Raw genomic sequence first — 26,634 nt, forward strand, 5'->3', positions numbered from 1 at the left:
CTCGTAGCGCATGCAAGAACCCAAGTCGCCCGGATACGTTGCGCGAACGCTCGCGCAGCTACGGCCATCCAACGAAACACAGCAGGCTCTTCGCGCGCTCTGGCCCTACGTGTGGCCGCATGACCGCCCGGATCTGAAGCGGACGGTTATCTGGTCGCTCGTTCTGATCGTGATTGCGAAAGCGGTTACGGTCGGCGTGCCGTTCACGCTCAAGTGGGCAACGGATGCGCTTGTGGCGGTGACGGGCGGCACAGTGCCCGCAAGTCAAACGGTGCCTTGGCTGATCGGAGCGCCGATCCTCGCAAGTGTCCTCTACGGCGTTTCGCGCATCATCATGGCGCTGCTCGTGCAGGTGCGCGAAGGCATGTTCGCGCGCGTTGCGATGCATGCCGTGCGGAAGCTGGCGCTCGGCACATTCGAACATATGCATCGGCTGTCTCTGCGTTTTCACCTCGAGCGCAAAACGGGCGGGCTGACGCGCGTGCTCGAACGCGGACGGACGGGCATCGAGAACATCAGCCGTATGGCGTTGATGACGCTGATCCCGACGGCGGTCGAGTTCGTGATGATTATCGCTGTGTGCGCGATCGAGTTCGACTGGCGCTATATCGTGACGATCGTGCTGATGATCATCAGCTATCTCTGGTTCACAGTCAGGGCAACGGATTGGCGGCTTCAGATCCGTCGCGCGATGAACGAGAGCGATACCGATGCCAACACGAAGGCGATCGATAGTCTGCTGAACTATGAGACGGTGAAGTACTTCGGCGCCGAGCAATGGGAAGCGGCGCGATACGACCGGTCGATGGCGCTTTATGAAAAGGCGAGCATCAAGACCTACACGTCGCTGGCTATTCTGAACTCAGGGCAGGCGGTTATTTTTACGGTTGCGTTGACGGTCTGCCTCGTGATGGCGGCGAATGATGTCATCGCAGGCAATCATACTGTTGGCCATTTTGCGATGGTCAATTTGCTGATGCTGCAACTCTTCATGCCGCTGAATTTCATGGGCATGGTGTATCGCGAGATCAAGCAGGGGCTGACGGACATCGAGCGCATGATGGAGGTGCTCGATCAGACTCCGGAAGTTGCGGATCGTCCGGATGCGACGGAACTCAACGTTGGCGGCGGAACAATCAGGTTCGAGAACGTGCGCTTTGCCTACGATCCTGACCGGACCATTCTGCATGATGTTTCGTTCGAGGCGCCAGCGGGCAAGATGGTGGCGATCGTCGGTCCGTCGGGCGCAGGGAAGTCGACGATCAGTCGGCTGCTTCTGCGCTTCTACGATGTGACGTCCGGCCGGATCACGATCGACGGGCAAGACATTCGGGACGTGACGCAATCTTCGCTGCGTGATGCGATCGGCGTCGTTCCGCAAGATACGGTGTTGTTCAACGATACGATTTTCTACAACGTCAAATATGGCCGCGCGGATGCTACGGACGAAGAGGTGTTCGCGGCGGCGAAACTTGCGCAGATCGATGATTTCGTTCGGCAGCTTCCTGATGGCTACGACACGATGGTCGGCGAGCGCGGGCTGAAACTTTCGGGCGGAGAGAAACAACGCGTTGCAATTGCGCGCACGATTCTCAAAGCGCCTCCGATCCTCATTCTTGACGAAGCGACGAGTGCGCTCGACAGCCATACGGAACGCGAGATTCAGGACGCGCTGGATCAGGTGGCGAAGAATCGTACGTCCATCGTGATCGCGCACCGGCTATCGACGATCGTGCATGCCGATCAGATCGTGGTGCTGGAGGAGGGGCGTCTGGTTGAGCAGGGGACGCATACGCAGCTGATCGCCAAGGGCGGGCTTTACGAGAGCTTGTGGACGCGACAGCGCCAGGCGGAGAAGGCGCGCGAGGAATTGGTGCATGCGCTGGAAGAGGCCGGTGAAGACCGGACGGCAGCGATTGTCGATACGCGCGAAGGTGCCGAGTAAACCGCTCGAAGCTGGCGAGCAAAAAACTAACCCCGAGACAGGGGTCGGGTAACCTGTCTCGGGGCTGTTACGAGCTTCGGTCTAGGGCAGGTCCAGGTCCGCCGTGACCGAACTCGGTTCGTGAAAGCGTGCGAGACGCTTATTCGGTAACTTTCTTGAGTTCTGCTTCGAAGCGCTGCTTCGAGAGGCCCGTTGCGACGAAGCCTTTGACCTGTTCGAGGTTCACCGGCTTGCCGACTTGAACAAGTGCGACCATGCCCATGCCGTAGTGTGGCAGGCACTTGAATACGTAGAGACCGTCTTTCTCAGCCTTGAAGACGACTTCGGCGCTGAACTTGCCCTTTACCTGCTCGACGCCTTCGGGCCAGATTTTCGGAACGCTTTCCGCGTTATGGCCTTTATCGGTCGGCTCGAATTTCACGGTGTCGCCCACTTCGACTTTCACGAAGGCTGGTTCGAACACCATCTTGTTTCCGGCTTCATCCTTGTTGAGCATCTTGATTACATGCTCGGCTGCATTGGCCAGACTTGGCGTTGTTACTGCCGCGGCAAGCGTGATCGCGCCGGCAAACGCAATCTGGTAAACGAGCTTCATGATGTTTCCTCGTCGCTTATTCTGTACGTAAAAAGTATAGAACAGGCGAGCGCGCATCTCAAGCGTCATCCGGGCAAGAACGTCCGTTTAGGTGAGGTATGCGACGGTATGGCCCAAGCCGCGGCGCGATCGTGAGGGCGGATTTCCGTGTTTTTCAGTTCCAACGTAGAAATTGGAACTAATCCACGCTTTACGCGGCGCTGCTACACTCCGTTCAGGCGTTCGACTTTTGCATTTGCGGATTATCCCGTTTGAGTTGGCAAGACTTCATCAGCGTCGTTCGACGGGCTGCGGCAGGCGCGGCGCGCATTGGCGTCATCGCGCTCTGGAGCGCGCGCGAAGTGCTGCGTACCGCCTGGGGACTTGCGCGGGGGCCGCTGATCTCTGCGTTCAATGTTGCGGCGGCGCTCATCGTTCTGTTCGAAGAGTGGGGCTGGCGTCCGCTCGCTGCGCTGCTTGGACGGCTTGCCGCTTACGCACCGATCGCTGCCATCGAGCGGTGGATCGCAGGGCTTCCGCCGTATGGTGCGCTGGTGGTTTTCGCATTGCCGACAACGCTGCTGCTGCCGTTGAAGCTCGTTGCCGTCTGGCTATTGGCGAACGAATATTTTGCGACCGCTACGTTGGTGTTCTTCGGAGCGAAGGTTGCGTCGACGGCATTGATCGCGCGTGTCTTCATTCTCACGAAGCCGTCGCTGATGCGGATCGAATGGTTTGCGCGGCTCTACAACTGGTTCGTGCCGTGGAAGGACGCGCTGTTCGACGAGATCCGATCTTCGTGGGTCTGGCGTTATGGGCGGATGGTGAAGACGCGCGTCAAGCTGGAGACTGCGCGTGCCTGGGCGCGGATCCGGCCGCGTGTCGCCGTGCTTTGGCAGCGCATTACGGGGCGGGAGATGCCCGTTCGGATCGGTAATCGTAGCGGGGCAGGTCTTCAGGGCGATGCCCATCTTGATCGGCGGCCCGGCTCCGATGCATAGCGTGGATCGTAGCGACGCTGGAGAAAGTACTGCGTTAGACGGTGAGATTTCTTCGGCGCCAATTCTCATTGCGGGGCCAACCGCGAGCGGTAAGTCTGCGCTGGCGCTGACAATCGCGCGTCAGGTCAACGGCATCATCATCAATGCCGACAGCATGCAGGTCTATCGCGAACTGCGGATTCTCACGGCAAGACCGAGCGCGGATGACGAAGCCATCGTTCCTCATGCGCTTTATGGTTCGGTCAGTGCGGCGGAGAGTTATTCCGCGGGCCGTTTCATTCGAGACGTCTCACGCGTGCTCAGTGATGCGAAAGAGGCAGGGCAGCGCCCGATCATCGTTGGCGGCACGGGACTCTATTTTAAAGCGTTGCTCGAAGGGCTTTCTCCGATCCCAGAGATTGATCCGGCTGTGCGTGCGCGCTGGCGGGGCGAAGCGGACCGCGCTGGCGAAGGCGAACTTCATCGGCTGCTTGCTGCACGAGACAGCGTCATGGCTTCGAGGCTGGCGCCTGGGGACACGCAGCGTATCGTCCGCGCACTCGAAGTGATCGAGCAGACTGGGAAGTCTCTGGCGGAATGGCAGGCGCTTCCGAAGCAACCGATCAGCGGCGCTGAAGGTGCGACCAAGATTTTGGTTCGGCGTGAGCGTTCCGATCTCCTTGCCGATGCAGATGCGCGCTTCGACCGGATGATGGATCAGGGGGCGATGGATGAAGCCGTAGCGCTCGGCCGGTTGGGGCTCGATCCGGGTTTGCCGGCTATGCGGGCGATCGGCGTCGGTGCTCTCATTGCGGCCAGCGAAGGTAAGCTTACAGTCGCTGACGCTGTTGCGGCTGCGAAGGTTGAGACGCGCCAATACATAAAAAGGCAGGGAACTTGGTTTCGTCGTCATATGATTTCGTGGAGTGACGCATTTAAGAAATAAATGGAAAGTTTGAAGCGCGCTATATTCGCTTTTATTCAGCGTTAGCGTTGACGCGGTAGTATGCTCCGCATATTTTTTTGCACTGCGGGCCGTGAAGGCGGTCGCCAAGGGAGCTTATACAATGGCCAGGACGATGACGGGCGCTGAGATGGTTCTTACGGCGCTCGCTGACCAGGGTGTCGAGTACATCTTCGGTTATCCCGGTGGCGCAGTGCTACCGATCTACGACGAGCTGTTTCAGCAGGACAAGATCCGTCACGTCCTCGTTCGTCAGGAAGGCGGCGCGCTTCACGCTGCCGAAGGATACGCGCGCTCGACCGGTAAAGTCGGCGTTGTGCTCGTGACGTCGGGTCCAGGCGCGACGAACGCCGTGACCGGACTTGCGGACGCGTTGATGGATTCCATTCCCATCGTTTGCATCACCGGCCAGGTGCCGACGCACCTCATCGGCAACGACGCGTTTCAGGAATGCGATACGGTCGGCATTACGCGGCCGTGCACGAAACACAACACGCTCGTTCGCAGCGTGAACGATCTTGCGCGTGTTCTGCACGAGGCGTTCCATATCGCCAGCACGGGCCGTCCGGGTCCTGTGGTTGTCGACATTCCGAAGGATGTGCAGTTCGCGACCGGCAATTACGTTGGTCCGTCGAACATCCAGCATAAAACGTATAAGCCGAAGCTGAAGCCGGAGACGGCCGCGGTACGTGACGCCGTGGATCTGATCGCGTCGGCAAAGCGTCCGGTTTTCTATACGGGCGGCGGCGTAATCAATTCGGGGCCGAAGGCGAGCCAGCTTCTGCGTGAGTTCGTGCGTCTTACCGGCTATCCGATTACTTCGACGCTGATGGGGCTCGGCGCGTATCCGGCATCCGACAAGCAGTGGCTTGGTATGCTCGGGATGCACGGCACGTACGAAGCCAATCTCGCGATGCACGACTGCGATGTGATGATCAACATCGGTGCTCGCTTTGACGATCGCATCACCGGTCGGGTCGATGCGTTCTCGCCGGGCTCGAGGAAAATTCACGTCGACATCGATCCGTCATCGATCAACAAGAATATCCACGTCGATATTCCGATCGTTGGCGATTGCGCATACGTGCTCGAAGAGATGCTGCGGCTTTGGAAAGCAAAGGCGCCGACGCTCGATAAGGCGGCCCACAAATCCTGGTGGAAGCAGATCGATGGATGGAGAGCGAAGAAATCACTCTCCTACAAGAATTCCAAAGACATGATCATGCCGCAGTATGCGTGTCAGAGGCTTTATGAGCTGACGAAGGATCGCGATACGTATTTCACGACGGAAGTTGGCCAGCATCAGATGTGGGCCGCGCAGTTCCTGCACTTCGAAGAGCCGAACCGCTGGATGACGTCAGGCGGGCTCGGTACGATGGGCTACGGATTGCCAGCGGCTATCGGTGCGCAGATCGCCCATCCCAAATCGCTTGTTGTCGATGTGGCGGGTGACGCTTCCATTCTGATGAATATTCAGGAATGTTCGACGGCGGTGCAGTATCGTCTGCCGGTGAAGGTGTTCATCCTGAACAACGAGTACATGGGTATGGTGCGTCAGTGGCAGCAATTGCTGCACGGAAACCGGCTCTCGGAAAGCTACACCGAGGCGCTGCCGGATTTCGTCAAGCTGGCGGAAGCTTATGGCTGGACGGGAATGCGCTGCGACCATCCGGCTGATCTCGACGATGCTATTCTTGAGATGATCAATACCAAAGGGCCGGTGATCTTCGATTGCCGCGTCGCCAAGCTTGCCAATTGCTTCCCGATGATTCCTTCCGGCAAGGCCCACAACGAGATGCTGCTCGGCGAGCATGTGTCGGATGAGGACGTCGAACGGGCCATCGGCGAAGAGGGCAAGGTGTTGGTGTGAGAACAATCACAGCATTCGGGGGCAACCTGCGTGGAATTTTGAAAGCGCTCATCCTGGTGATGGCGCTTTCCGCGCCGGTGTTCCCGGCGGCTGCGAAAGAGGACTGGAATAAGGTCGCGAATATTCAGGACGCTGCCAAACGCCTCGCTGTTTTGCATAAACGCGAAGGCTCGGCGGGGGTCATGAAATTTCTCGATGCTTGTTATCGCACGCACATGCTGTCCAGCACTTTCACGCAAGGTCTCGAAGCCTGCCTGGCGCAGGATTACATGCACACGCAAGTTCTGGCGCGGATCTATGCGCGTATCCCGCAAAAGGAACGTGTGAAGATGGGTGTGCCGGCGCCGGAAGAATTGGCGAACGGAATGGGACAGCGCTTCGTCGCGGCGTTCTCGCAGTATAAGATCGGTGTGAAGAAGGCCGAGGCATTCCGCCAGCTTGTCGACAAGAACGGTATGCCGATTTTCGTTCGCGCGGTTTTTCCTGCGGAAGCTGAAAAGAATAAGCTCGGCGATGAAGGCGCGCAGGGTGAGAAGTAGTGATGAAACTGGTTATTGCGAATAAGCTCTATTCGTCGTGGTCGCTGCGCCCCTGGCTCATATTCAAGAACTTCGACATTCCGTTTGAGGAAATCATCATTCCTCTGCGCGAGGCCGATACGCCGGCGAAGCTCGCCCGCTATTCGCCGAGCGGGAAGGTTCCCGTGCTTCTCGACGGCGATGTCGTGATCTGGGAAAGCCTCGCCATTATCGAATATCTGGCTGAGACCTATCCGGACCGAGCGATTTGGCCCCAGGATAAGGCGGCGCGCGCTCATGCTCGCGCGATCTCCAATGAAATGCACGGCGGCTTCATGCCGTTGCGCCAGGGCTGCCCGATGCATCTTGGCGTGCGTTTCAAAACGCCTGAGATGACGCCGGCTCTCAAAGCGAATATCGACCGTGTCGAGACGATCTGGTCTGAGACGCGCCGTAAATTCGGTGCTGGCGGGCCGTATCTGTTCGGCGAGTTCACGGCGGCCGATGCCATGTTTTTGCCGGTCGTCACGCGGTTCGAGACATTTCAGGTGCCCGTTCGCACCGAGACTCGCGCCTATATGGACGCAGCGCTGAAAAATCCGGCGTTCGTTGCGTGGCGCGAAGCAGCACTTAAAGAGACTTGGCGAATTGCCGACTATGCCGCCGGCCATACCCTTGTCGAAAACGTCATCTGAGCGAGCAAGATCAATGACCGAGCCACAGAAGCAATCACACTACCCGAACGCGCCCACGGCGCAGGCGGTGGTATCGCGCACCCTTTCGGTGATCGTCGATAACGAGCCCGGCGTTCTTGCGCGGGTGATCGGTCTTTTCGCCGGTCGCGGTTACAACATCGACTCGCTGACAGTGACTGAGGTTGAGCACGAAAAACATCTCTCGCGCATCACAGTCATCACCAGCGGTACGCCGGATGTGCTGCAGCAGATCAAGCATCAGCTCGAGCGTCTCGTGCCGGTGCATCGCGTGCGTGATCTGACGGAAGAGGGCGGCTCGATCGAACGCGAGCTGGCGCTTGTCAAAGTCGGCGGGCGCGGCGAGAAGCGGATCGAGGCATTGCGGCTTGCTGAAATCTTCCGTGCGAAGGTCGTCGATACGTCTGTGGAGCACTTCGTTTTCGAGGTAACGGGCAAGCCTTCGAAGATCGAGACGTTCATCCAACTGATGATCGAACTGGGTCTCGTCGAAGTTTCACGCACCGGTATCGCGGCAATCGGACGGGGATCGTCGACGATCTGACGCTAGTTTTTCAGGTGAGCGTTTTCGTGCGCTAACGCCTGGGCGGACGTCGAGACGGTGTAGGTCTCGCTCTCCACTCCGAACGCGTTTTTCTCGGCGTCTGCGAAGCCGATGGAGCCGTCGTTCGCCGCATAGAGCGCGGTCGCGCGGGGCTTCTTCGACATCGTTACGAGGAAGGCCTGAATGTTGGCGCGGTAGGCACCGTCAACGGCTTTGGCGCAGCGGCCCGGGCCCTGGGCTTTGTTGCAAGACGCAAGCGAGCCGTAGGTTGGCGCGTTCTTCTGGTCGAAGGCGACGGCGCGGTCGATTGCCTGGCCACATTGATCGATCGTCAAGGTTCCCGCGCTGGCGCAATCTCCGGAGGAAACAAAGATGCCTTGCGGGCTTGCCGGTTCTTTCTGGACGGCGGTCGCGTCCTCGCCACAGCCAGCGAGCAGAGCCACGGTTCCCAGCATTCCGATTACGACTAGCGAACGCATGGTTTTTCCGACGTCTGTGAGAATGGCGCGTAGAGGCAATCCTGCCTATTTCGGGTTAGATTTCAGTTAAGACTTTCGGGCCGCCTGCCAGTGGGCGGCGGGCGCATTGCCACGGCCGGGATTCGGCTGCCAATGCCCGTTGAAACATTGGCGTGTTCTGAGTAGGTTTCCGGCGTATTTTGGGAGCGCGTCTGCGGCTTCCTTCCTCAAACCAGCCCGACCGTCGAAACCGACCGGGGAACCCGAAAGGCCGCCCATGCGCGTCTATTACGATCGTGATGCCGACATCAACCTGATCAAATCCAAGAAAGTCGCCGTGGTCGGTTACGGCAGCCAGGGGCATGCACACGTTCTCAATCTTCGGGATTCAGGCGTGAAGGATATCGTCGTAGCTCTGCGCAAGGGTTCGGCATCGGCGCAGAAGGCCGAGAAGGAAGGCATCAAGGTCATGGACGTGGCTGACGCCGCGAAGTGGGCCGACGTCATCATGTTCCTCGTTCCGGATGAACTGCAGGGCGATATCTATCGCGAGCACCTCGAACCGAACATGAAGAAGGGCGCTGCGCTGATGTTCGCGCATGGCCTCAACGTGCATTTCAATCTGATCGAACCGCGCGAAGATCTGGACATCGGCATGGTTGCGCCGAAGGGACCGGGACATACGGTGCGCGGCGAATATCAAAAGGGCGGTGGCGTTCCGTGCTTGATCGCCGTCCATCAGGACAAGAGCGGCAACGCGCACGATCTCTTCCTGTCGTATGCGTCGGCCATCGGCGGCGGCCGTTCGGGCGTCATCGAGACGACGTTCCGGGAAGAATGCGAAACGGACTTGTTCGGCGAGCAGGCTGTGCTTTGCGGCGGTCTGGTTGAGCTTATCCGTAACGGCTTCGAGACGCTCGTTGAAGCCGGATACGCACCGGAGATGGCGTATTTCGAATGCCTGCATGAAGTGAAGCTGATCGTGGATCTGATCTACGAAGGCGGCATTGCGAACATGAACTATTCAATCTCGAACACGGCTGAGTACGGCGAATACCAGACCGGCCCGCGCATCGTTACCGCGGAGACGAAGGCTGAGATGAAGCGCGTGCTTGCCGATATTCAGTCGGGCCGCTTCACGCGCGATTGGATGTTGGAATGCAAAGCAGGCCAGCCGAGCTTCAAGGCTACGCGCCGTCTCAACGACAGCCACCAGATTGAAGAAACCGGCGCGAAGCTTCGCGGGATGATGCCGTGGATCGCGAAGAACAAGCTGGTCGACAAGGTTAAGAACTAAGTTTGCTCTTCGTCGGCTAACTTATTCGATCGATCGATATTCTCAGCACGCAGCGAATTCATTCGCTGCGTGCTTTTTTGTGGGATTATTCCTAGGCTCTCTCTTCGCACTCGGGGACGGAGATGAGATTGCCCTTTCCTTCGCATCGCTTTCGGCGTGCCGGTCTTCGGTTTGCGCTCGCTTCGCTAGCGTTTCTCGCGGTTCTTTTGCTAGCGCTGCAGCCGCGTGTCGCTAATGCGGAGCCTCCGCAGCCCGCTCAAACCATGCCGTCATTACAGGCAGCACCAACAGCGCCGGATGCACATGCGGGAAACGCTGGCGGTGAGGGCACGCCGCATCGCGTTGTGGTCGGGCTCTATATCAACGACATTCAGGAAGTGAGTTTTCCGACGCACAGCTATGCCATCGATCTCTATGTTTGGTTTCGCTGGAAAGACGCTGCGGCCAATCCATCGAAGTCGATGGAATTCATGAACCGCTTCCAGCCCTACGATCACCAGCGCGATCTGCTGACGGAAGAACCGAAGGCGATGCCGGATGGCACATTTTACTCTGTCGTTCGCGAACAGGGGCAGCTCGCGACCAAGTTCAATCTCGAACGCTATCCGTTTGATCGTCAGAATTTCCGGATCGAAATTGAAGATACGCTGACGACGAACGTGGATCAGATCTACGTGCCGGATAAGGTGCCGGTTCTTCTGAATCCCAGGATCACGCTGCCCGGATTTCGCGTGGGGCAGCCCGTTATGAAGATCGTCGATCACGACTATCACACGAATTTCGGTGATCTGACTTCCGGCGCTGCGGAAAGCTATTCGCGCGTCATCGTGGAGATTCCCGTTGCGCGCGAACTGGTGACGGTCGCGGTGAAAGCGTTTCTGCCGGTGTTTCTCATCATCGTTTGCTCGACGTTGATTTTCTTCATTATGCCGAGCCGTGTCGACGGACGCATCGGGCTCGGCATCACGGCGTTGCTGACGCTTGTCGCTTTGCAGCTGACGGCAACATCAACTCTGCCCGAAGTGGGTTACTTAATGCTCATCGATAAGATATATCTCGCGTCGTACGCATTCATCATCGCCGCGCTCTGGCGCGTGGTGGCGACGAGTTGGAGCGGAGAAGATGGCCAGTCCGTGCAAGCGGTTGCGCGCCGCGACCACTGGTGGGCTGCGATTCTTCTCTTAGCCTACATCGCTGCGCTCGCTCTTTCGGCTGCCTGGACGTTTCGACTGCTTTAACGCGCAGTTCGCACGAGACTCATTCGTCTGATGACGAAAAGACGAATTGGACTGATCGGGATTGGATTGGATTGGCCCGCGGGCTGATGAAGTGAACCGTCCCGCACTGCCGCGCTCTTGGGGAGGGTTTATGTGCGGCAGCGCGGGCGGTCCACGTCATAATCCAGCTGTCGCCCTTCGGACGCCAAGCCGGGACTAACGCGGGCGGCAGAGGAGCGGGGACCTCTGCCGCCCGTTTCCGAATTCTGCCGCTGACGCGGCTTCCTCGGATAAGTTTGGGCTCAACCACAGCGCAGGCGCTGCGTGAACCCGATGGCTATTCCATCGGGAGGCAGGTGATCCGATCCATCACACCTCGCCGTAATGGCTCCTGGCGCAACACCAGAAATGAAACCGGCAATGAGGTGCTGGGAGATCTTGACTGTCGCCCCCCAGCGACGCTGTCGTGAGTGCGATATGCGTATCGAATCGTGTCCGCCTCATGACCGAAGTTCGCAAAATAAAAGGCCGCACATTTTTTACGTCGCGACCTTATACGGAAAAAAGCCCGATCATATCAGTGGTTGGAGCATTTCATTCTGTCTCAAATTCGGGCAATTGGCTTTTGGTCAGATCGAGACTTAATTGTGACGCGTTATTGCGTGGCTGTTGTAGTGTGTGAGGTTAATGGTGCGCGGGCAACGGCTTAACGGCAGCGCAACAGCGCAAGATGGCGTCTTCCATTGTCGGACTGCGATACTGCGTGTGGGTGACGGCGCGTGGGATTACGCGGCGCGAAACAAAGCCGAGATTGAGTCGCATTGGGATGAAGTGCGGCAATCGAATCCGAATTACTTCGATGGTCGCATATTTCTCATCGATGGATTTGAATTCGCGAATGGCGAATTGACCGCGTCGCTGCTGGCGACGAATTTCCGAAATTATATCTTTTGGCGCATGCAGGGCTTTCCGGAAGCCGGGGTGCTGGATGGCTTCGGCTCTGCGCTGATCCGTTCGTTGGATGGCGACATCATGCTCGGGCGGCAACGGGCAGGAAACGTCAATGCGGGTCTGGCTTACGCGCCAGCCGGATTCATCGACGCACAGGATGTCGATGCCGATGGCTATATCGATATTGCGGCGAGCGCGGCCCGTGAGGCGGTGGAAGAAACGGGCGTCGCGCCGGAATCTCTCGTCCGTGGGGAAGGGTTTTATCTCACGCGATCAGGCGTGCAGTTGTCGCTCGGCGTGCCGTTTCAAGTGGCGATGACGACGGCCGAGTTTCTTCGCCAAGCGGATGCGCATATCGCGGCGTCTGAAAACTCAGAACTCGAGGCGGTCGTTGCTCTCCGGCGCCTGAGTGACGCTGACGGTGTTGCGATGCCGGCCTATATGAGACTGCTGATCGAAGCGTTGTTTGCCGACGGCCGTTCCAATCCGCCGCTGTAGAAAATGCTTGGCGAGGGGATTGCGTTGCAGCATGGTACGTGCGCACGCGCGGTCCGTTGCAGACTGAGGCCAGCGGCGGAGACGAGTGCAGAATGACGCTTGCTTATCATATTCTCGACGTGTTCACGGAGCGGCCGTTCGGCGGTAATCCGCTCGCGGTGGTGCTGGATGCCGATCATCTGACGACGGCCGAAATGCAGACGATCGCGCGGGAGTTCAATCTTTCGGAAACGGTTTTCGTTCTGAAGCCGACGTCGGCCGGGCATACGGCGCGTGTGCGCATCTTTACGCCGAGCCGTGAATTGCCGTTCGCGGGCCATCCGACACTTGGAGCGGCCATTCTTCTCGCCGAGCTTCGCGCGACGAATGGCAATGGCGATAACGATGCGATCATCGCGCTCGAGGAAGAAGCTGGGAGCATTCGCGTCGGCGTTCGAATGCGCGCGAATTCGGTGTCGTTCGGAGAGTTCGATGCGCCGAAGATGTCGTCCGCTGCGGTAGAGGCGATTTCGGAGCCGGAGGAGCTTGCCGCGGCGATCGCTTTAATTCCCGTCGAGCTCGGGTTCGAAAATCACAAGCCGTCACTGATGCGTGGCCACAGCACCTTTGCGTTTCTGCCGATCTCGAATCTCGATGTCATGTCGCAAGTGAAGGTGATGCCGCAACATTGGGCGCGTGCGTTTACCGATCACGGCGTGGACGGCGTCTATCTCTATACGCGCCAATGCGTGCGTGCCCATTCCGCGTTCCACGTGCGGATGTTTGCCCCCGACCTTGGTGTGCCGGAAGACCCGGCTACGGGTTCGGCGGCGGCGAGTTTTGCGTCGATCATTCACCAATTTGACGTTCTGCCCGACGGTACGCACAAGCGCGCCATTGAACAGGGCATTGAAATGGGCCGTCCGAGTGCTATCCAGCTCACCATGACGGTGGCTCGGGGCAAGCTGGAGGGGGTGCGGATCGGCGGCCATGCGGTCCGGGTGGCCGAGGGCACGCTGAGGATCTACGTCCCCTCTGCGGCTGGTCTGCCCTTGGGCGGGCCTTCAGGGCGGTCTTGATTTGTCCCACTGATTTCGGGTATTGGAACGGCGTCGGCCGTGAGGCCGTATTTTCGCTTTCATGGACCCTCGGTTCCCAATGGCGCGCCCGATTAAAACGGCCCTTTTTGCCTCTCCCCTGCAGACAGATCCGGTTTGCGGTGCGGCTGACCGTGCGCTTCCATTTTCGCTGCTCCTTATCGGCCCCTGGGCCGCATGAACCCCGGCTGTCTGCCGGGATCGTGCCCAGGGGATTGGACGGCCTCCGAATTGAGCGTAGAGCGAATAGCGGCGGCACCGCATGACGGGCTGCCCAGCGAAGGATAAAGAGCCATGACGTCCGTTAAGGACACTGCGTCGGCCGAGCCCGAACGCGACGACAACAAGATCATCATTTTCGATACGACGCTGCGCGACGGCGAACAGTGCCCGGGCGCGACGATGACGTTCGAGGAAAAGCTCCAGGTTGCGGAGCTGCTCGACGACATGGGCGTCGATATCATCGAGGCTGGGTTCCCGATTGCGTCGGAAGGCGATTTCGAGGCCGTCACAGAGATCTCGAAACTCGTCAAGGAGTCGGTCGTGTGCGGTCTCGCGCGCGCGAACTTCGGCGATATCGACCGGGCGGGTGAAGCGATCAAGCATGCTCGCCGTAGCCGCATTCATACGTTCATCGGAACGTCGCCGTTGCACCGGCAGCATCAGCTGCAGCTCAATCAGGACGAAGTTTACGAACGCGTCGTGGCGTCCGTAACGCGTGCGCGCGGGTATACCGACGACGTCGAATGGAGCGCGATGGACGCAACGCGCACCGAGCATGATTATCTCTGCCGGGTCTGCGAAGCCGCCATCAAGGCCGGGGCGACGACGATCAACATTCCCGACACCGTCGGCTATGCGTTGCCGGAAGAATACTTCGATCTGATCCAGATGCTGAAGACACGCGTTCCGGGCATGGACAAGGTCGTGATCTCCACGCACTGCCACGATGATCTCGGTTTGGCCGTTGCCAACTCGCTCGCTGGCGTTCGCGCTGGGGCTCGGCAGATTGAATGCACCATCAACGGTCTGGGCGAGCGCGCGGGTAACGCAGCGCTCGAAGAGATCGTGATGGCAGTGCGGACGCGGCACGATCTGTTGCCGCACTTCACCGGCATTAAGAGTGAGATGCTGTCACGCGCGTCGAAGCTCGTTTCGGCGGTGACGAATTTTCCGGTGCAGTACAACAAGGCGATCGTTGGCCGCAACGCGTTCGCGCATGAGAGTGGCATCCATCAGGATGGCGTGCTGAAGCACACCGAGACGTATGAGATCATGACGCCGGAATCGGTCGGCGTTGGAAAGTCGTCGCTGGTGATGGGTAAGCACTCGGGCCGCGCCGCGTTCAAGGCGAAGCTGAAAGAGCTTGGCTATGACTTCGGCGACAACGCGATGCAGGACGCGTTCAATCGCTTCAAGGCGCTCGCTGACCGCAAAAAGCACGTCTACGACGAAGATATCGAAGCGCTTGTCGACGACGGCGTCGCGCATATGAATGATCGCGTACGCGTTGCGGCGCTGACGGTGATCGCCGGTACGATGGGACCACAGACGGCGACGTTGACGCTCGATATCGAGGGCGAGTCCAAGACCGTGCAGAGCACGGGCAACGGACCTGTTGATGCAACTTTCAATGCGATCAAGCAGCTGTTGCCGCACAATGCACGTCTCGATCTCTACCAAGTGCATGCGGTGACCGAAGGGACGGATGCGCAGGCTGAAGTTTCCGTGCGCCTTGAAGAAGACGGGCGCATCGTGACAGGTCGTTCGGCCGATCCCGATACGCTTGTGGCTTCGGCGCGCGCTTATGTCGCCGCGCTGAGCAAGCTCGTCGTCAAGCGGCAGAAGACGGCTCAAGCGCAGCAAGCCGTCTGATCGGCGCGTGCTTGCCGACTTCCGAAATTGATTACGGCGCCGGTGCGATCCGGCGCCGTTTTGCGTTTCGATCTGGGAAATCGTGTTCAATCGTTCGCGAATACGCTTACCATATCGCTAGGTGCCACGCTTTCGACAGGCCATCGTCCTTGATTGGCGCGGTTCCACCTATAAGCTCAGAACGTTGGTTGGAGGTCGGGACACGCGTCATGTTCGGTTTGGGCGTCAGAGCCGTATTGTCCGACAACATCGCCATCGATCTCGGCACAGCTAACACCCTCGTTTTCGTCGAAGGACGCGGCGTCATTATTGACGAGCCGTCGGTCGTTGCTATCCGTTCGCGCGGCGGCGTGCGCGAGGTCATGGCGGTTGGCGACAAGGCTAAGGAGATGCTTGGCCGGACGCCGGAAAACATCGAAACGATCCGGCCGTTGCGAGATGGCGTGGTGGCGGACTTCGTGGCAACGGAAGAAATGCTGCGGCAGTTCATCGGGCGAACGAAGTCGCTCGTCGAGTTTGTGCGGCCGCGTATCCTCGTTTGCGTTCCAGCGGGCGCAACTCCGGTTGAGCGGCGTGCGGTTTATGAGACAGCGCTGTCAGCCGGTGCGCGGCGTGTTTTTCTGGTTGAAGAACCGGTCGCGGCCGCGATTGGCGCTGGGCTTCCCATCGATGAACCGAAGGGATCGATGATCGTCGACATCGGCGGTGGCACAACGGATATTGCGGTGTTGTCGCTCGGCGGTGTGGTCGAGGCGCGCTCGCTCCGTTGCGGTGGAAACGCGATGGACGCGGCGATTGTGCGCTATGTCCGCCGCGAGCATCAGCTTGTGATTGGTGACGAGAACGCGGAGCGGATCAAAATCGAAGCGGGTTCGGCGTCTCGCATCGTTGATGGTGAGACAGCGGAAATTTTCATTCGTGGGCGCGAGCTCGGCGAGGGCAAACCGAAGACGGTGGTGCTCGGGCCGCATCACATCGCGGAGGCGCTTGCTCAGCCTATCGAGCAGATCGCGGAATTCATCCAGCATGCGATCGAGGATCTGCCGCCGGAGATTTCGACGGACGTTTGTGAGCGGGGCATCCATTTGTCGGGTGCCGGCGCCAAGTTGGCCAAGCTCGGTGAGGAACTTGAGCGTCGCATCGGCATCACCTGTCATATGCCGCAGAAGCCTGAGCATTGCGTTATTGAGGGCTCTGCGGTTCTGTTGCGCACGCTCAAGGAGCGCGAGCATCTTTTGATCAAGCCCTGATCGCGGACAACCGGCATGGCGCGCCTCAGGTATGACTATCTTCTTCTTCGGCGGGGCGATCGCGCCGAGCCGCGGCGGGCTGTTCGCCCGATCGTCGCGTTGTTGATTTTCCTGTCTCTGTCCCTGCTGCTGTTGAGCCGCCTGCATCACAGTCAAATCGCGGATCTGCGCTGGCGCGTCGCTTCCTTTTTCGCACCTCTGCTGCAAGCGGCGACTGTGCCGACCGCGCCCATTCGCGAATTCGCCGGGGCGATTTCCTCGCAGATTGATATGACCGCCGAACTCGAACGCCTTCGGACTGAAAATCAGAAGCTAAGTGGTTGGGATTGGCGAGCTCAGCAACTCGAAGCCAAGCTTGCCGATCTCGAAGCTCAGATGAAGGTTGTTCCGCAGCAAGGGTTCGAGTTCGTGACGAGCCGTGTGATCGCCGATTCGAGCGGCGCGTTCGCGCGCAGCGTGATGATCGATTCCGGTGAGAAGCAGCGCGTGAAGCCGGGCTACCCAGTGGTGAATGCCGACGGGCTGGTTGGGCGGGTGGTGGATGTTGGCCCGAACTCCGCACGTGTATTGATTGCGAGCGATCTCAACAGCCGTATCCCCGTCAGCGTTGGCGCATCTGGTGTGCGCGCTATTCTTGCGGGTGACAACGAGCCCGAGCCGCGTTTGCTGTATCTGCCGGAAGGCGCCGAGGTTCGCGTTGGTGACGCGGTTGGGACATCGGGCATCGGCGGGCTGTTTCCCGCCGGACTAAGGATTGGTGTCGTCAGTGATATCGCGGGCACGCCGCGCGTTGCGCTGAGGGCGCATCTCGATCGTCTCGCGTATGTCAGCGTGCTTTTGTTTGACGACCCTGCGCGTGCGCTCGCGGAGGATTTGCGTGGCGAAGTGAAAGCCGAACAGGAGCGTCGCCCGAAGCCTTCTGCGAACAACGCCGCGACGGAGAAAGTGCGATGACGTGGCGGCGGCTCGTGGCGCCGATCGGCTCGGTGGCGGTCTTGACGCTGATTGCGGCTTTGCCGCTTGGAATCCCGGCGGGCGATCGATTTTTCCTCCCGCTGCTACCTGCCGTTGCCATTCACTACTGGACGCTGAGGCATGATGCCTGGCTTCCGGAATGGGTTGTTTTTCTTGCCGGGCTGACGCTCGACGTTTTGACCAACGGTCCGCTCGGCTATTGGGCGTTGATCTATCTGCTGGTGCATCTGGCTGCGACGGTAAGCACGCGCTATGCGCTGGGCGGGACATTCAGCCGGCTCATTCTTCTCGGGCTTGCTATTCTGTCCGTCACTGTCGTCGCGTGGGCCGTGGCGTCGCTGTATTTCTTTGAGTTTCTCGATTGGCGGCCGTACGCGACCGGAGCGCTGCTCGCCAGTATTGCGTCGCTTTTTGTGCTGTTACCGATCTTGAGATTTCTCGACAACGCTGCCGCGCGCGATCGCAACGTGCGTCTCGAGCGCGGGAGCTAGCGCATGATGACGCGCGGCGAGACGCGAAGCTCAGATCAAACGCGATTTACGCGCCGTAGTCTTTTGTTTGGTGGCGTGCAGGCTGCGGGATTTGCGCTGATCGGATGGCGGCTCTTCCAGTTACAGGTGATCGAGCGCGACCGGTATGGGCCGCTTGCGGACGAAAACCGCATCAACGTGCTGATCCTGCCCCCGCGCCGGGGACGCCTGTTGGATCGGTTCGGCCGCCCCATTGCCGATAACGAAGATCTTTTCCGCGCGACGGTTACACCGGCGTTGGTCAAGAATTTGCCTGCCGTTCTCGCGCGTCTGAAAGAGATCCTGCCGCTGACGGATGAAGGCATCGCGACCATCATTGCGCGTTCGAAGAAGCGTGCGCGGAACGTGCCGACAGTCGTCGCATCGGATCTCAGCTTTGAGCAGATCGCGCGTCTCAATCTCTTTGCGCCGAGCCTGCCGGGTGTTGGCACGGAAACATCGTGGCGCCGACGCTATCATGGCGCGGATGCGATTTCGCACGTCGCCGGATTTGTCGGCAGTGTCGAGAAGTTCGATCCGAATGACGATGCAATCCTGCGGCTGCCGGATATGCGCATTGGCAAGAAGGGCGCGGAGGCGGGGTTCGAGTCTGAGCTGCGAGGGGCGGGCGGAACGGCGAAAATCGAAGTCGATGCGCGTGGGCATATCATGCGCCACCTCGAAACGTCCGAACCGAAGAACGGGCGCGACGTGCGTTTGTCGATCGATCTCGATTTGCAGCAAGCGATTGCGGCGCGTATGGCGCAGGACGGGAAATCGGCCGCAGTCGTTATCGATGTCGGAACGGGCGAGATCGCTGCGTCCGTCTCAGTGCCGGGGTTTGATCCGGGGCGGATTGCGAATGGCATTCGCGCGTCCGAGTGGCGCGAGATCCGCGACGGCGAGGGGAACCCGCTGCTCAACCGCGTCGTGTCGGCTCTCTATTCGCCTGGCGGGACATTCGAACCTGTTACGGCGCTGGCCGCACTTCAGGCTGGCGTCGTTACGCCGACGGAGCGTTTCAAATGTACAGGTCACGCCGATTATGATGGACGGCGATACGTGTGTTCGCGCGCCTCAGGGCACGGGGCGTTGACTGTTTCCGAAGCGCTGCGATCGTCGTGCGATCTATTCTTTCTCGAAATGGCCCGGCGTGCGGGTGTCGATGCGCTTGCCGCCGCAGCGCGCAAACTTGGCCTCGGTGCCGTTTACGAGTTCGGTTTGACAGACGAAAAGGCTGGGCGAATTCTCGCCAAGAACACGATGCCTATTCAACCCGGCGAGCAGGGCGCGCGTGAAACGGCGCTGCTGCTCGGCATGGGGCGCGGCTCTGTTTTGGCCACGCCTCTGCAACTTGCGTTGATGACCGCACGGATTGCGAGCGGAAATAATGTTTTTCCTTCGATCCGATCCGAGTCAGAGCCTCGAAGCGGCAGTCGTGCTCCGTTCCCGTTCTCGGTTGAGCATCTCTCGATCGTTCGGGCTGGAATGATTGCGGCGGGCACTGCTGCTGGTGGTACAGCGCTCGGCGTTCAGCTCGGGAAAGGCCGGCCGCTCGTTGCTGCAAAGACCGGTGAGACGGCGACCGAAACAGCGGAGTCTGGCGCGAGTTCAGTGGGTGCTGAAGCACGGCGAACCGACGCGCCATTCGTTGCGTTCGTTCCCGCGGAGTCGCCACGGTATGCCATCGCTACGGTCGTTGAACGCGTTGGCGGCGCGCAAGAAAGCGCAATGTTGTTGGCTCGCGATGTTCTGAATCTGCTTCTTGACCGCAACGCGCGTATCCAGACGAACACCGATCCGTTGCAACGGAACGATGCGAAAGATCGCGGCAACTCGGGAACGGCAGGCTAGATGGCGCTTTACACAGCATGGTCGAACCGGCGTCCGCTGACGGTCAGCGAAAAACTCTGGCGCGTGCACTGGCCACTGCTCGCAATCGTTTCTTTGATCGCGGCCGTTGGCGTGGTTACGCTTTACTCGGTCGCGGGTGGTTCGTTTCAACCGTGGTCAGAGCGTCATGCGCTGCGATTTCTGATCGCGTTTGGAATCGTCGTCGGAATGGCGCTGATCCGGCTCGACGTTTGGGTGAAGCTTGCTTATCCCGCGTATGCCATCGCACTCGTCACGCTCGTGCTCGTTCCGCTCATCGGGGTCGAGGCGATGGGCGCGCGGCGTTGGATCGGAGCGGGTTCGATTTCATTTCAGCCGTCGGAGTTCATGAAGCTCGCGCTGGTGGCAGCGTTGGCGCGCTATTATCTCTGGCTGCCGCGCGAAGATGTGGGGAAGTTGCGCTACGTTCTCGTGCCGCTCGTAATGGTCGCGGTGCCGGTCGTGCTAACACTCAAGCAGCCAGACCTCGGTTCGGCGATGGTGTTTCTCGCGCTCGGTCTGGCGCTGACGTTCCTTGCGGGCGTTCCAATGCGCTACTTCGTTGGCGGCGCGCTGACCGCGTTGGCGGCCCTGCCTCTCATCTGGTCTGGCCTGCACGATTATCAGCGTCGTCGCGTCGAGGTGTTTCTGGATCCGAACGCTGATCCTCTTGGCGCCGGTTATCACATCATGCAATCCAAGATCGCACTTGGTGCTGGCGGGATCACCGGAAAGGGCTTCGTGCAGGGTACGCAAAGCCAGCTCGATTTCCTTCCCGAGAAGCACACCGATTTCATCGCAGGGATCATCGGCGAGGAATGGGGGTTTGCCGGATTGATGCTTCTTCTCATTCTTTACGTGGCATTGATTGCGACGATGATGCGGATGGCGGGAAGGTGCGAAAACCCGTTCGCCCGGCTCGCGATTGCCGGTTCGGCGATGACGTTCTTCATTTACGTTTTCATCAATCTTGCGATGGTGACCGGGCTTGTTCCGGTCGTCGGCATCCCATTGCCGCTCGTTTCCTATGGCGGGACGTCCATGATGACGCTGATGGTCGGCCTTGGGCTCGCGATGTCGGCCTACGTGCACGGGCGCGACCGGCCAGCGGCGAGTTTTGGCGCATTTTGAGGCCTGTTAAGCGACACGTTGTGTTTGACGTCGCATTCCGAAAAGCAGGGGTGGACAAGCGCCCCCGGCCGATGCTATTCGCTGCGGGACGGGGCCCATCGGGCCCCATCGCCGTCCTTGGGCCCCAGTGGCCATCATCTATTCGACAAGGCGGCAATCGGCGGGTGATTAGCTCAGTTGGTAGAGCAGCTGACTCTTAATCAGCGGGTCCACGGTTCGAGCCCGTGATCACCCACCAAACAAATCAATGACTTATACAAATCCGGCGATCGTAGAATCTTGAACGGGTGCGAACCCGGTGCGATCCGGTTTCGGCTGAGACATTAGATTTTCAATCTGAAAAGACGGGTTCGACTCCCATAGGGAGCGCCAGGACTCTCAACAACTTAAGCCCTAATTTTTTCTGCCGCAACGCGGCGTGCAACAGAATTGCAACCGCCAGGTCGCCGCAGTAAAGGCCCTGCTCGGGTTCGCGCATCAGGTCGGATACACCCGCTTCAACGTCGGACCGCTTCTCAAGCTCAAGAAGGCACCTAGGAAGCTCGCACAGCGGATTATGCCGGAAGTCGAAATTCATCTTCTCATCCGCGCCACGGCTGGCTCTCGCCATCCACAGCGCGATAGGGCCCTGTTCGAGACGGGATACTACGGCGGACTGCGCGTTTCGGAACTTGCGAGCCTAACTTGGGATGAGATCATTCCACGCGAGAACGGGGAGGCGCAGCTCGCGCTCATCGGCAAAGGCGATAAGCCGCGCCATGTTCTCTTGCCCGCCGACATTGCCGCGCGATTGACGGCGCTCCGATGTGGCGCTTCGCCCAAGGCGAGCGTCTTCGGGATCAAGGAGCGCGAGATCAATTATCTAATCAAGCGGACGGCAAAGCGCGCTGGGGTGAACGAAGCAGCGTCCGCCCACTGGTTTCGCCATGCGCATGCAAGTCATGCGATCGACAATGGTGCGCCGATCACGCTCGTTTCGCAGACGCTCGGGCACGCGGACCTCAAGACCACGAGCGTTTATACGCACGCGCGGCCGAACGAGAGTTCGAGCCGATTTTTGAAGAAAAGATGAGATGGCGCTACGCATGACACCTTACCAGCTTATCAAAAAAATTGAAAAGCTTCCTGTGCGAGCGCCGCACACCGAAGCGCTGCAAAAGCTTCATTTGAAGAAGCCAACTTGGTATGCCAGTCAAAAAGAGCATTGGATCGGCTGGCTCAGCGAATACCATGGCCCCGGTGCATATGGCCGTAAAGGTAGAGCTTATGATGCGGCCTTTGCTTACAACCATTGCTGCTGCCCCCCAATGGCTTTGTGGCTGGGCGAAGCGGCTGGCGTCGACAAGCGTCTGGTGGCAACAGCAGCGCGGTTAGCAAAACGAAATTCGGGTACGTTCTCCTCGATGTGCGCAACTATCCGCAGTATCATTCCTTGGGAAGCAATTGAGCACATGCTCTGAAGGCGTCGGTCGATATTTTCGAAGAGAATGAACGCGGTGAGTCCGCTTTGGGCCAATGCGGCCATCGAATCTTGGCCCGTCCGTCAGGACGACCGCGCAATCCCAGAAGCCGACCTTGGCAGTCGTTTCTTGCCCGCCTCGCTGCTGTTCTGCCTCATGTCTGCTAACTTCGATCCTGCGACCAACTGGAAGAATAGACACATTCCACGAGGTATTCGTAGGGTCTGCCGTTCCACATGCTCGAACACTATCTCATGAGATCCGACATGAACTGTGAGCCCGGCTTAACGCCGCTCACCATCAGCCGATCGCGGGCTCGGGTGCAGGCGACGTAGAAGAGCTGGCGCTCTGTGTCGAACACATCGTCCAGCTCGGTCTCGTCGGCGACGGCCTCGAGACGGGCCTTAAGAGGCAGGACATCATCGTCACACGCCATCACTGCGACTACCTTAAACTCGAGGCCCTTGGCGAGATGCATGACGCCGATGCGCACGGTGCCAACGCCGCCAATCCGATGCAACGTGATCTCGCTTACGTCGCGCCCAGTCGCATTGACTGCCGCGCGGGCGCGGCTCATCACTTCGCGGGTACGCACGAACACGCCGATCTCCTCCGGCAAGACGCCGTCGGCCAGTGCGGCGTCAATGAACTTCGCAACGGCTGTCTGCTCGGCAGCTGCGTCGGCCGCCGCAACTACGATCGGCACGGGTCCGTTGAATACCGACACCGTGCCTTTGCGTTCTTCGTCGCGACCATCGACATCAACGACGGCGCCGGGCAGCAAGCGGTCTGCAGTTTCGCGGATCTGATGCGAGGTTCGGTAGTTGACTTTCAGGGTTGTCGACCGGCCGGTGACGTTCACGCCGAGCGCCTTCCACGAGAACGGCTGCTGGAAGATACGCTGACCGAGGTCCCCGGCGAAGAACAAGGCATCTGTGCCGGCTGGCGCGATCGCAATCAGGAAGCGCAGTTCCGGTACGCCAAGATCTTGAGCTTCATCGACCACGATATGGTGAAACGGCTTCTCCGCCTTCGCCGCATAATGATCGGTTACAGACTGGAATACGCCAGCTTCGGTCACAAAACCGCGAGCGTTCAACTCGTGGATCACATGTGCGAACACGGGCCAGAGCCTGTCACGCTGCTTCTTGCCCATGCGATTTTTACGGCCGAGCCGGGGTACGTCCGCGTAGCCTTCGGCAGATTTGAGCTGCCAAGCGTCCACCACGTGCTTCCACTCCGAGAGCAGAAACCGCTCGTTGATCGGAGGTCCTGGCTCGGCGGCTGCCGCCTTAGTCAACAGGCCGTGGACTAGATCTTCGGATGCGATCTGTGGACTGCGCCCGTGCACGAGCTGGTAAAGATCGCGCGCGATACCGACGAACGACGCGACGGTAATGCGCGGCACGACGGAGCCAGCGTCACCCGCGAGTACCTTGACTTTACGTTCAAGTGACGCGGCAAGGGGCTCGGAAAATGTCGTGAGGAGAACGCGCGTACGGTCATTGCTGGCGGCAAGGCGGGCTGCGCGATGAACCGCTACGACTGTCTTGCCCGTCCCGGCGGAGCCCGCGACGCGGGCTGGACCCGAGAAAGTCCGTGTTACAAATGCGCGTTGAGACGGGTGGAGGAAGATGGCCCACTGCTCCCATGGCAGCTCTAGCGCACGCTCCAGCTCCTCGACGTTCTCGATGACACGGAAGCGGCGCTGTGCGTCGGGGTGCGCGAAGGGATCAGTGACGACGACCGGCTCGGGCTTCTTTAGGATGCCGCTGGATGCGTACTCGAGCAGCGCTTCACCGGCTTCGGCGGGTAGATGCGGAGCGAGATCGAGGAAGCCGTCCTCGGTGGCGGCCGTGACGTCGGTTAGCCAATCCGGCGGTACGCCGATCGACAGAAGGTCGTCGGGAGCTAGTGCCGCGAATAGTTTGCGGACAGCGAGTGGCGGTGCGATCGGCAGCGTGGTGATGTCGTCGCCGAGGTCGAATGGAAGTTGCGTCGCGCGGCGCTTGGCGATCTCTTCGACGCGCTCTCGGACCTCAACGATTTGAACGGCGCCCGTCCTCGGATGGGCCTCGATCCGACGGCGCTCGGCCCAGGCGTACGCTTGATCGTGATGATCCACATAGGCGAGCAGGAAACTCGACGCGGTCTTGTGGATGATGATCCGGATGTCGCGGTTAACTCGGCAGGACCAGAAGTTCGGGTCCTTAGATGCGTCGATCCGATGCAGCTGAAGGCCAGTGGACTCAGGGTTCGTCTGCAGATCGAACACCGAGGCCTTTACGGCCTTCTGCTCATCGCGACTGAGACGAGTTAGGGACTTGGTAAAACTGTCGGCGATGCGGAATTCCACGTCACACCTTCCAAACCTTCATAACCTCGTCGCCGAAGTGGTTGATGACCTTGACGGCGATGCGGCCGGTCTTTGGCCGTGGGAAGGGGCGCGAGGTGTCACGGTACAGTGTTGCCCAGGCTTCCTCGTCGATTTCGGCGCGCAGCGCGGTCTTTAGAGATTTGTACGGATCGTTGGCGCCCAGGAAGTAGGCGTGGCGCACGAAGAAGCTCTCCTCGTTGTAGTCCGTGTCGATGAACCAAGCAGCGATGCTCTTGGTATCGCCCGAGCGGATGGCGCCTGTGTTCTGGTCGAACACGTCGACGCCGTTGATTTTCACGGCGATCTGGTCGCCGTCTTGCTCGAGGACGTCGATGTCGGGTTCGCCGAACACGATGAACAGATTGCCCGATTAGCACGTCGAAGCGCGCCTCTGTGGCCTCGCGGGCGGCAGCGACGAGATCGACGCGGGACAGTGTGCCGAACTCCGGGCCGATCAGGATGGCGGCACTACGCTGTACAGGTCCCTTCCCGTTCTTCTCCATGAAGATGCCTTCGGCACCGATATACTCGCCTGGCCAGCCGCTGATCGGATCGAGTTCGATCCTGTCACCCTTTGCACCTTGCTGTACGCCAGACGAACGCAGGTGCTCGATCACCATGGCCGTGAAATCGCTCGGCGGGGCGGCGAGCTTCGCTCGCCGCTTCTTCTCCGGCTCGCCGATCCCTTCGGCAAGCTCGATGTCACCGGAAGGGATGACGCGATGCGGCGACAGGCTTTCAACCGTGAACGGGCCGGCTACGCGGACGCGAGTGTTGTCCACGTAGGGGCGGTCGTAGAGGTATTCGACGTCGGCCGCCTTGGCGATCGAGTCATCGATCTCATTCTGCCTGTTGACGCGAGCCTCCCACCAAGCCGCGTGGATCTTCTTGACGGCATCTGACCAACCAGCTTCGGCCTCGCGCGGGATCTGCCACTCCTCCCAAGACTGCTTCTGCGCTTTGTTCAGATTGGCACGCAACGGCTCCAGCGTCGCCTGCCAGCGTTCCCAGATCTCGTCGATGGCAGCGTTCTTGGCGATGGAACCTAATGTTATGCGAGCGGCGCGCTCGTAAACGAAGCCCTGTCGGATGTCGCCGTTTGTCGGCGTGCCGGGTTGTAATTTGCCGGAAACTTCCTGCCCCTTGTCGCGACCTTCCTTGCTGTCGGCGAGCAGGTAATAAGGGTAGCGCGTGCTCATCAGGCGCGTGCGGGCGAGGGCCAACGCAACGCGCGATGTATCGATGGTGATCCAGCGGCGGCCCCACTGCTCGGCGACTGTCGCGGTCGTGCCTGAGCCGCAGGTCGGATCGAGAACGAGGTCGCCAGGATCGGTGGTCATCAGGATGCAGCGCTCTACGATCCGGGGGTTCGTCTCTACGACGTATCGGCGATCAGTTGCTCCGCCGAAATCGGTCCAAACATTATTGATTGTGTACCCGGGAAAATCGGACAATTTGCGCATGTAGCGAAGCGCATTGGCCTGGGGAACTAGGCGGTTTGCGGCAGCCAGACGGCGCATACCTTCTTGGCTAGTTTTCCAAATGCTCTTGGACGTCGGCAAGAAGCTCCTGCCTACAAT

Annotated in this window: 23 protein-coding genes and 2 tRNA genes; 21 read left to right on the forward strand and 4 right to left on the reverse strand. The window is 59.6% G+C overall.

What is annotated here, in order from left to right; genetic code table 11:
- Positions 1-10 precede the first annotated feature (10 nt).
- The gene (locus tag DLM45_RS13955) at positions 11-1,945 is read left to right on the forward strand and encodes an ABCB family ABC transporter ATP-binding protein/permease (RefSeq protein WP_181337680.1); all 1,935 of its coding nucleotides are present in this window, start codon (positions 11-13) and stop codon (positions 1,943-1,945) included.
- Between the two features lie 139 nt (positions 1,946-2,084).
- On the opposite strand, the gene DLM45_RS13960 is transcribed toward DLM45_RS13955, so the two are convergent.
- Positions 2,085-2,540 carry a pseudoazurin gene (locus DLM45_RS13960; RefSeq protein WP_181337681.1) on the reverse strand — a complete coding sequence of 152 codons (456 nt, stop codon included), beginning with the start codon at positions 2,538-2,540 and terminating at the stop codon, positions 2,085-2,087.
- 251 nt (positions 2,541-2,791) lie between these two features.
- Here DLM45_RS13960 and DLM45_RS13965 point away from each other — a divergent pair, with 251 nt between their 5' ends.
- The 6 genes from DLM45_RS13965 (at position 2,792) to ilvN (ending at position 8,108) form a co-directional block, all read left to right on the forward strand.
- On the forward strand, positions 2,792-3,520 hold the full coding sequence (locus DLM45_RS13965; protein ID WP_246317397.1) for a hypothetical protein: 729 nt from the start codon (positions 2,792-2,794) through the stop codon (positions 3,518-3,520).
- A gap of 1 nt (position 3,521) precedes the next feature.
- Positions 3,522-4,445: a tRNA (adenosine(37)-N6)-dimethylallyltransferase MiaA gene (gene miaA, locus DLM45_RS13970; RefSeq protein ID WP_343062312.1), complete on the forward strand. Its 924-nt coding sequence runs from the start codon at positions 3,522-3,524 to the stop codon at positions 4,443-4,445.
- 121 nt (positions 4,446-4,566) lie between these two features.
- Entirely contained in the window at positions 4,567-6,333 is a 1,767-nt protein-coding gene (locus DLM45_RS13975; protein WP_181337682.1) for an acetolactate synthase 3 large subunit, read from the forward strand.
- The gene (locus DLM45_RS13980) at positions 6,330-6,872 is read left to right on the forward strand and encodes a hypothetical protein (protein WP_343062313.1); all 543 of its coding nucleotides are present in this window, start codon (positions 6,330-6,332) and stop codon (positions 6,870-6,872) included. Before DLM45_RS13975 ends, DLM45_RS13980 begins: the two co-directional genes overlap by 4 nt.
- Positions 6,872-7,546, forward strand: coding sequence for a glutathione S-transferase family protein (locus tag DLM45_RS13985; RefSeq protein WP_343062314.1), 675 nt, complete (start codon positions 6,872-6,874; stop codon positions 7,544-7,546). The genes DLM45_RS13980 and DLM45_RS13985 overlap by 1 nt, the downstream gene beginning before the upstream one ends.
- 13 nt (positions 7,547-7,559) lie before the next feature.
- The gene (ilvN, locus tag DLM45_RS13990) at positions 7,560-8,108 is read left to right on the forward strand and encodes an acetolactate synthase small subunit (protein WP_181337684.1); all 549 of its coding nucleotides are present in this window, start codon (positions 7,560-7,562) and stop codon (positions 8,106-8,108) included.
- A 2-nt stretch (positions 8,109-8,110) separates the two neighbouring features.
- On the opposite strand, the gene DLM45_RS13995 is transcribed toward ilvN, so the two are convergent.
- Entirely contained in the window at positions 8,111-8,587 is a 477-nt protein-coding gene (locus DLM45_RS13995; protein ID WP_181337685.1) for a DUF1190 domain-containing protein, read from the reverse strand.
- 256 nt (positions 8,588-8,843) lie between these two features.
- Between DLM45_RS13995 and ilvC the strand changes: the two genes are divergently transcribed.
- The 14 genes from ilvC (at position 8,844) to DLM45_RS14065 (ending at position 22,677) form a co-directional block, all read left to right on the forward strand.
- On the forward strand, positions 8,844-9,863 hold the full coding sequence (gene ilvC / locus DLM45_RS14000; RefSeq protein ID WP_181337686.1) for a ketol-acid reductoisomerase: 1,020 nt from the start codon (positions 8,844-8,846) through the stop codon (positions 9,861-9,863).
- 122 nt (positions 9,864-9,985) lie between these two features.
- The gene (locus DLM45_RS14005; RefSeq protein WP_181337687.1) at positions 9,986-11,101 is read left to right on the forward strand and encodes a ligand-gated ion channel; all 1,116 of its coding nucleotides are present in this window, start codon (positions 9,986-9,988) and stop codon (positions 11,099-11,101) included.
- Positions 11,102-11,845: 744 nt separating this feature from the next.
- On the forward strand, positions 11,846-12,529 hold the full coding sequence (locus DLM45_RS14010) for an NUDIX hydrolase (protein WP_181337688.1): 684 nt from the start codon (positions 11,846-11,848) through the stop codon (positions 12,527-12,529).
- Positions 12,530-12,621: 92 nt separating this feature from the next.
- Positions 12,622-13,587: a PhzF family phenazine biosynthesis protein gene (locus DLM45_RS14015; protein ID WP_181337689.1), complete on the forward strand. Its 966-nt coding sequence runs from the start codon at positions 12,622-12,624 to the stop codon at positions 13,585-13,587.
- A gap of 312 nt (positions 13,588-13,899) precedes the next feature.
- Entirely contained in the window at positions 13,900-15,480 is a 1,581-nt protein-coding gene (locus DLM45_RS14020; RefSeq protein WP_181337690.1) for a 2-isopropylmalate synthase, read from the forward strand.
- Between the two features lie 209 nt (positions 15,481-15,689).
- Complete coding sequence (mreB, locus tag DLM45_RS14025; RefSeq protein WP_181337691.1) at positions 15,690-16,730, forward strand: rod shape-determining protein; 1,041 nt, start codon at positions 15,690-15,692, stop codon at positions 16,728-16,730.
- 15 nt (positions 16,731-16,745) lie between these two features.
- The gene (mreC, locus tag DLM45_RS14030; protein ID WP_181337692.1) at positions 16,746-17,684 is read left to right on the forward strand and encodes a rod shape-determining protein MreC; all 939 of its coding nucleotides are present in this window, start codon (positions 16,746-16,748) and stop codon (positions 17,682-17,684) included.
- On the forward strand, positions 17,681-18,196 hold the full coding sequence (mreD, locus tag DLM45_RS14035; protein WP_181337693.1) for a rod shape-determining protein MreD: 516 nt from the start codon (positions 17,681-17,683) through the stop codon (positions 18,194-18,196). The genes mreC and mreD overlap by 4 nt, the downstream gene beginning before the upstream one ends.
- 3 nt (positions 18,197-18,199) lie before the next feature.
- A complete protein-coding gene (gene mrdA, locus DLM45_RS14040; protein WP_181337694.1) occupies positions 18,200-20,068 on the forward strand; it encodes a penicillin-binding protein 2 in 1,869 nt (622 codons plus the stop codon).
- Positions 20,069-21,217, forward strand: a complete 1,149-nt coding sequence (rodA, locus tag DLM45_RS14045; RefSeq protein ID WP_181337695.1) for a rod shape-determining protein RodA — start codon at positions 20,069-20,071, stop codon at positions 21,215-21,217. It begins immediately after the preceding gene.
- A 162-nt stretch (positions 21,218-21,379) separates the two neighbouring features.
- A tRNA-Lys gene (locus DLM45_RS14050) sits at positions 21,380-21,455 on the forward strand.
- Between the two features lie 69 nt (positions 21,456-21,524).
- Positions 21,525-21,589, forward strand: a tRNA-Glu gene (locus DLM45_RS14055).
- Positions 21,590-21,635: 46 nt separating this feature from the next.
- Positions 21,636-22,289, forward strand: a complete 654-nt coding sequence (locus DLM45_RS14060) for a tyrosine-type recombinase/integrase (protein WP_181337696.1) — start codon at positions 21,636-21,638, stop codon at positions 22,287-22,289.
- A gap of 1 nt (position 22,290) precedes the next feature.
- A complete protein-coding gene (locus DLM45_RS14065) occupies positions 22,291-22,677 on the forward strand; it encodes a hypothetical protein (RefSeq protein WP_246317399.1) in 387 nt (128 codons plus the stop codon).
- 247 nt (positions 22,678-22,924) lie between these two features.
- Here DLM45_RS14065 and DLM45_RS14070 read toward each other — a convergent pair whose 3' ends face one another.
- A complete protein-coding gene (locus tag DLM45_RS14070; protein WP_181337697.1) occupies positions 22,925-25,033 on the reverse strand; it encodes a UvrD-helicase domain-containing protein in 2,109 nt (702 codons plus the stop codon).
- Between the two features lie 98 nt (positions 25,034-25,131).
- Entirely contained in the window at positions 25,132-26,574 is a 1,443-nt protein-coding gene (locus DLM45_RS16415) for a DNA methyltransferase (RefSeq protein WP_343062315.1), read from the reverse strand.
- Positions 26,575-26,634 lie beyond the last annotated feature (60 nt).

Source organism: Hyphomicrobium methylovorum (assembly GCF_013626205.1).
Lineage (GTDB): Bacteria > Pseudomonadota > Alphaproteobacteria > Rhizobiales > Hyphomicrobiaceae > Hyphomicrobium_B > Hyphomicrobium_B methylovorum.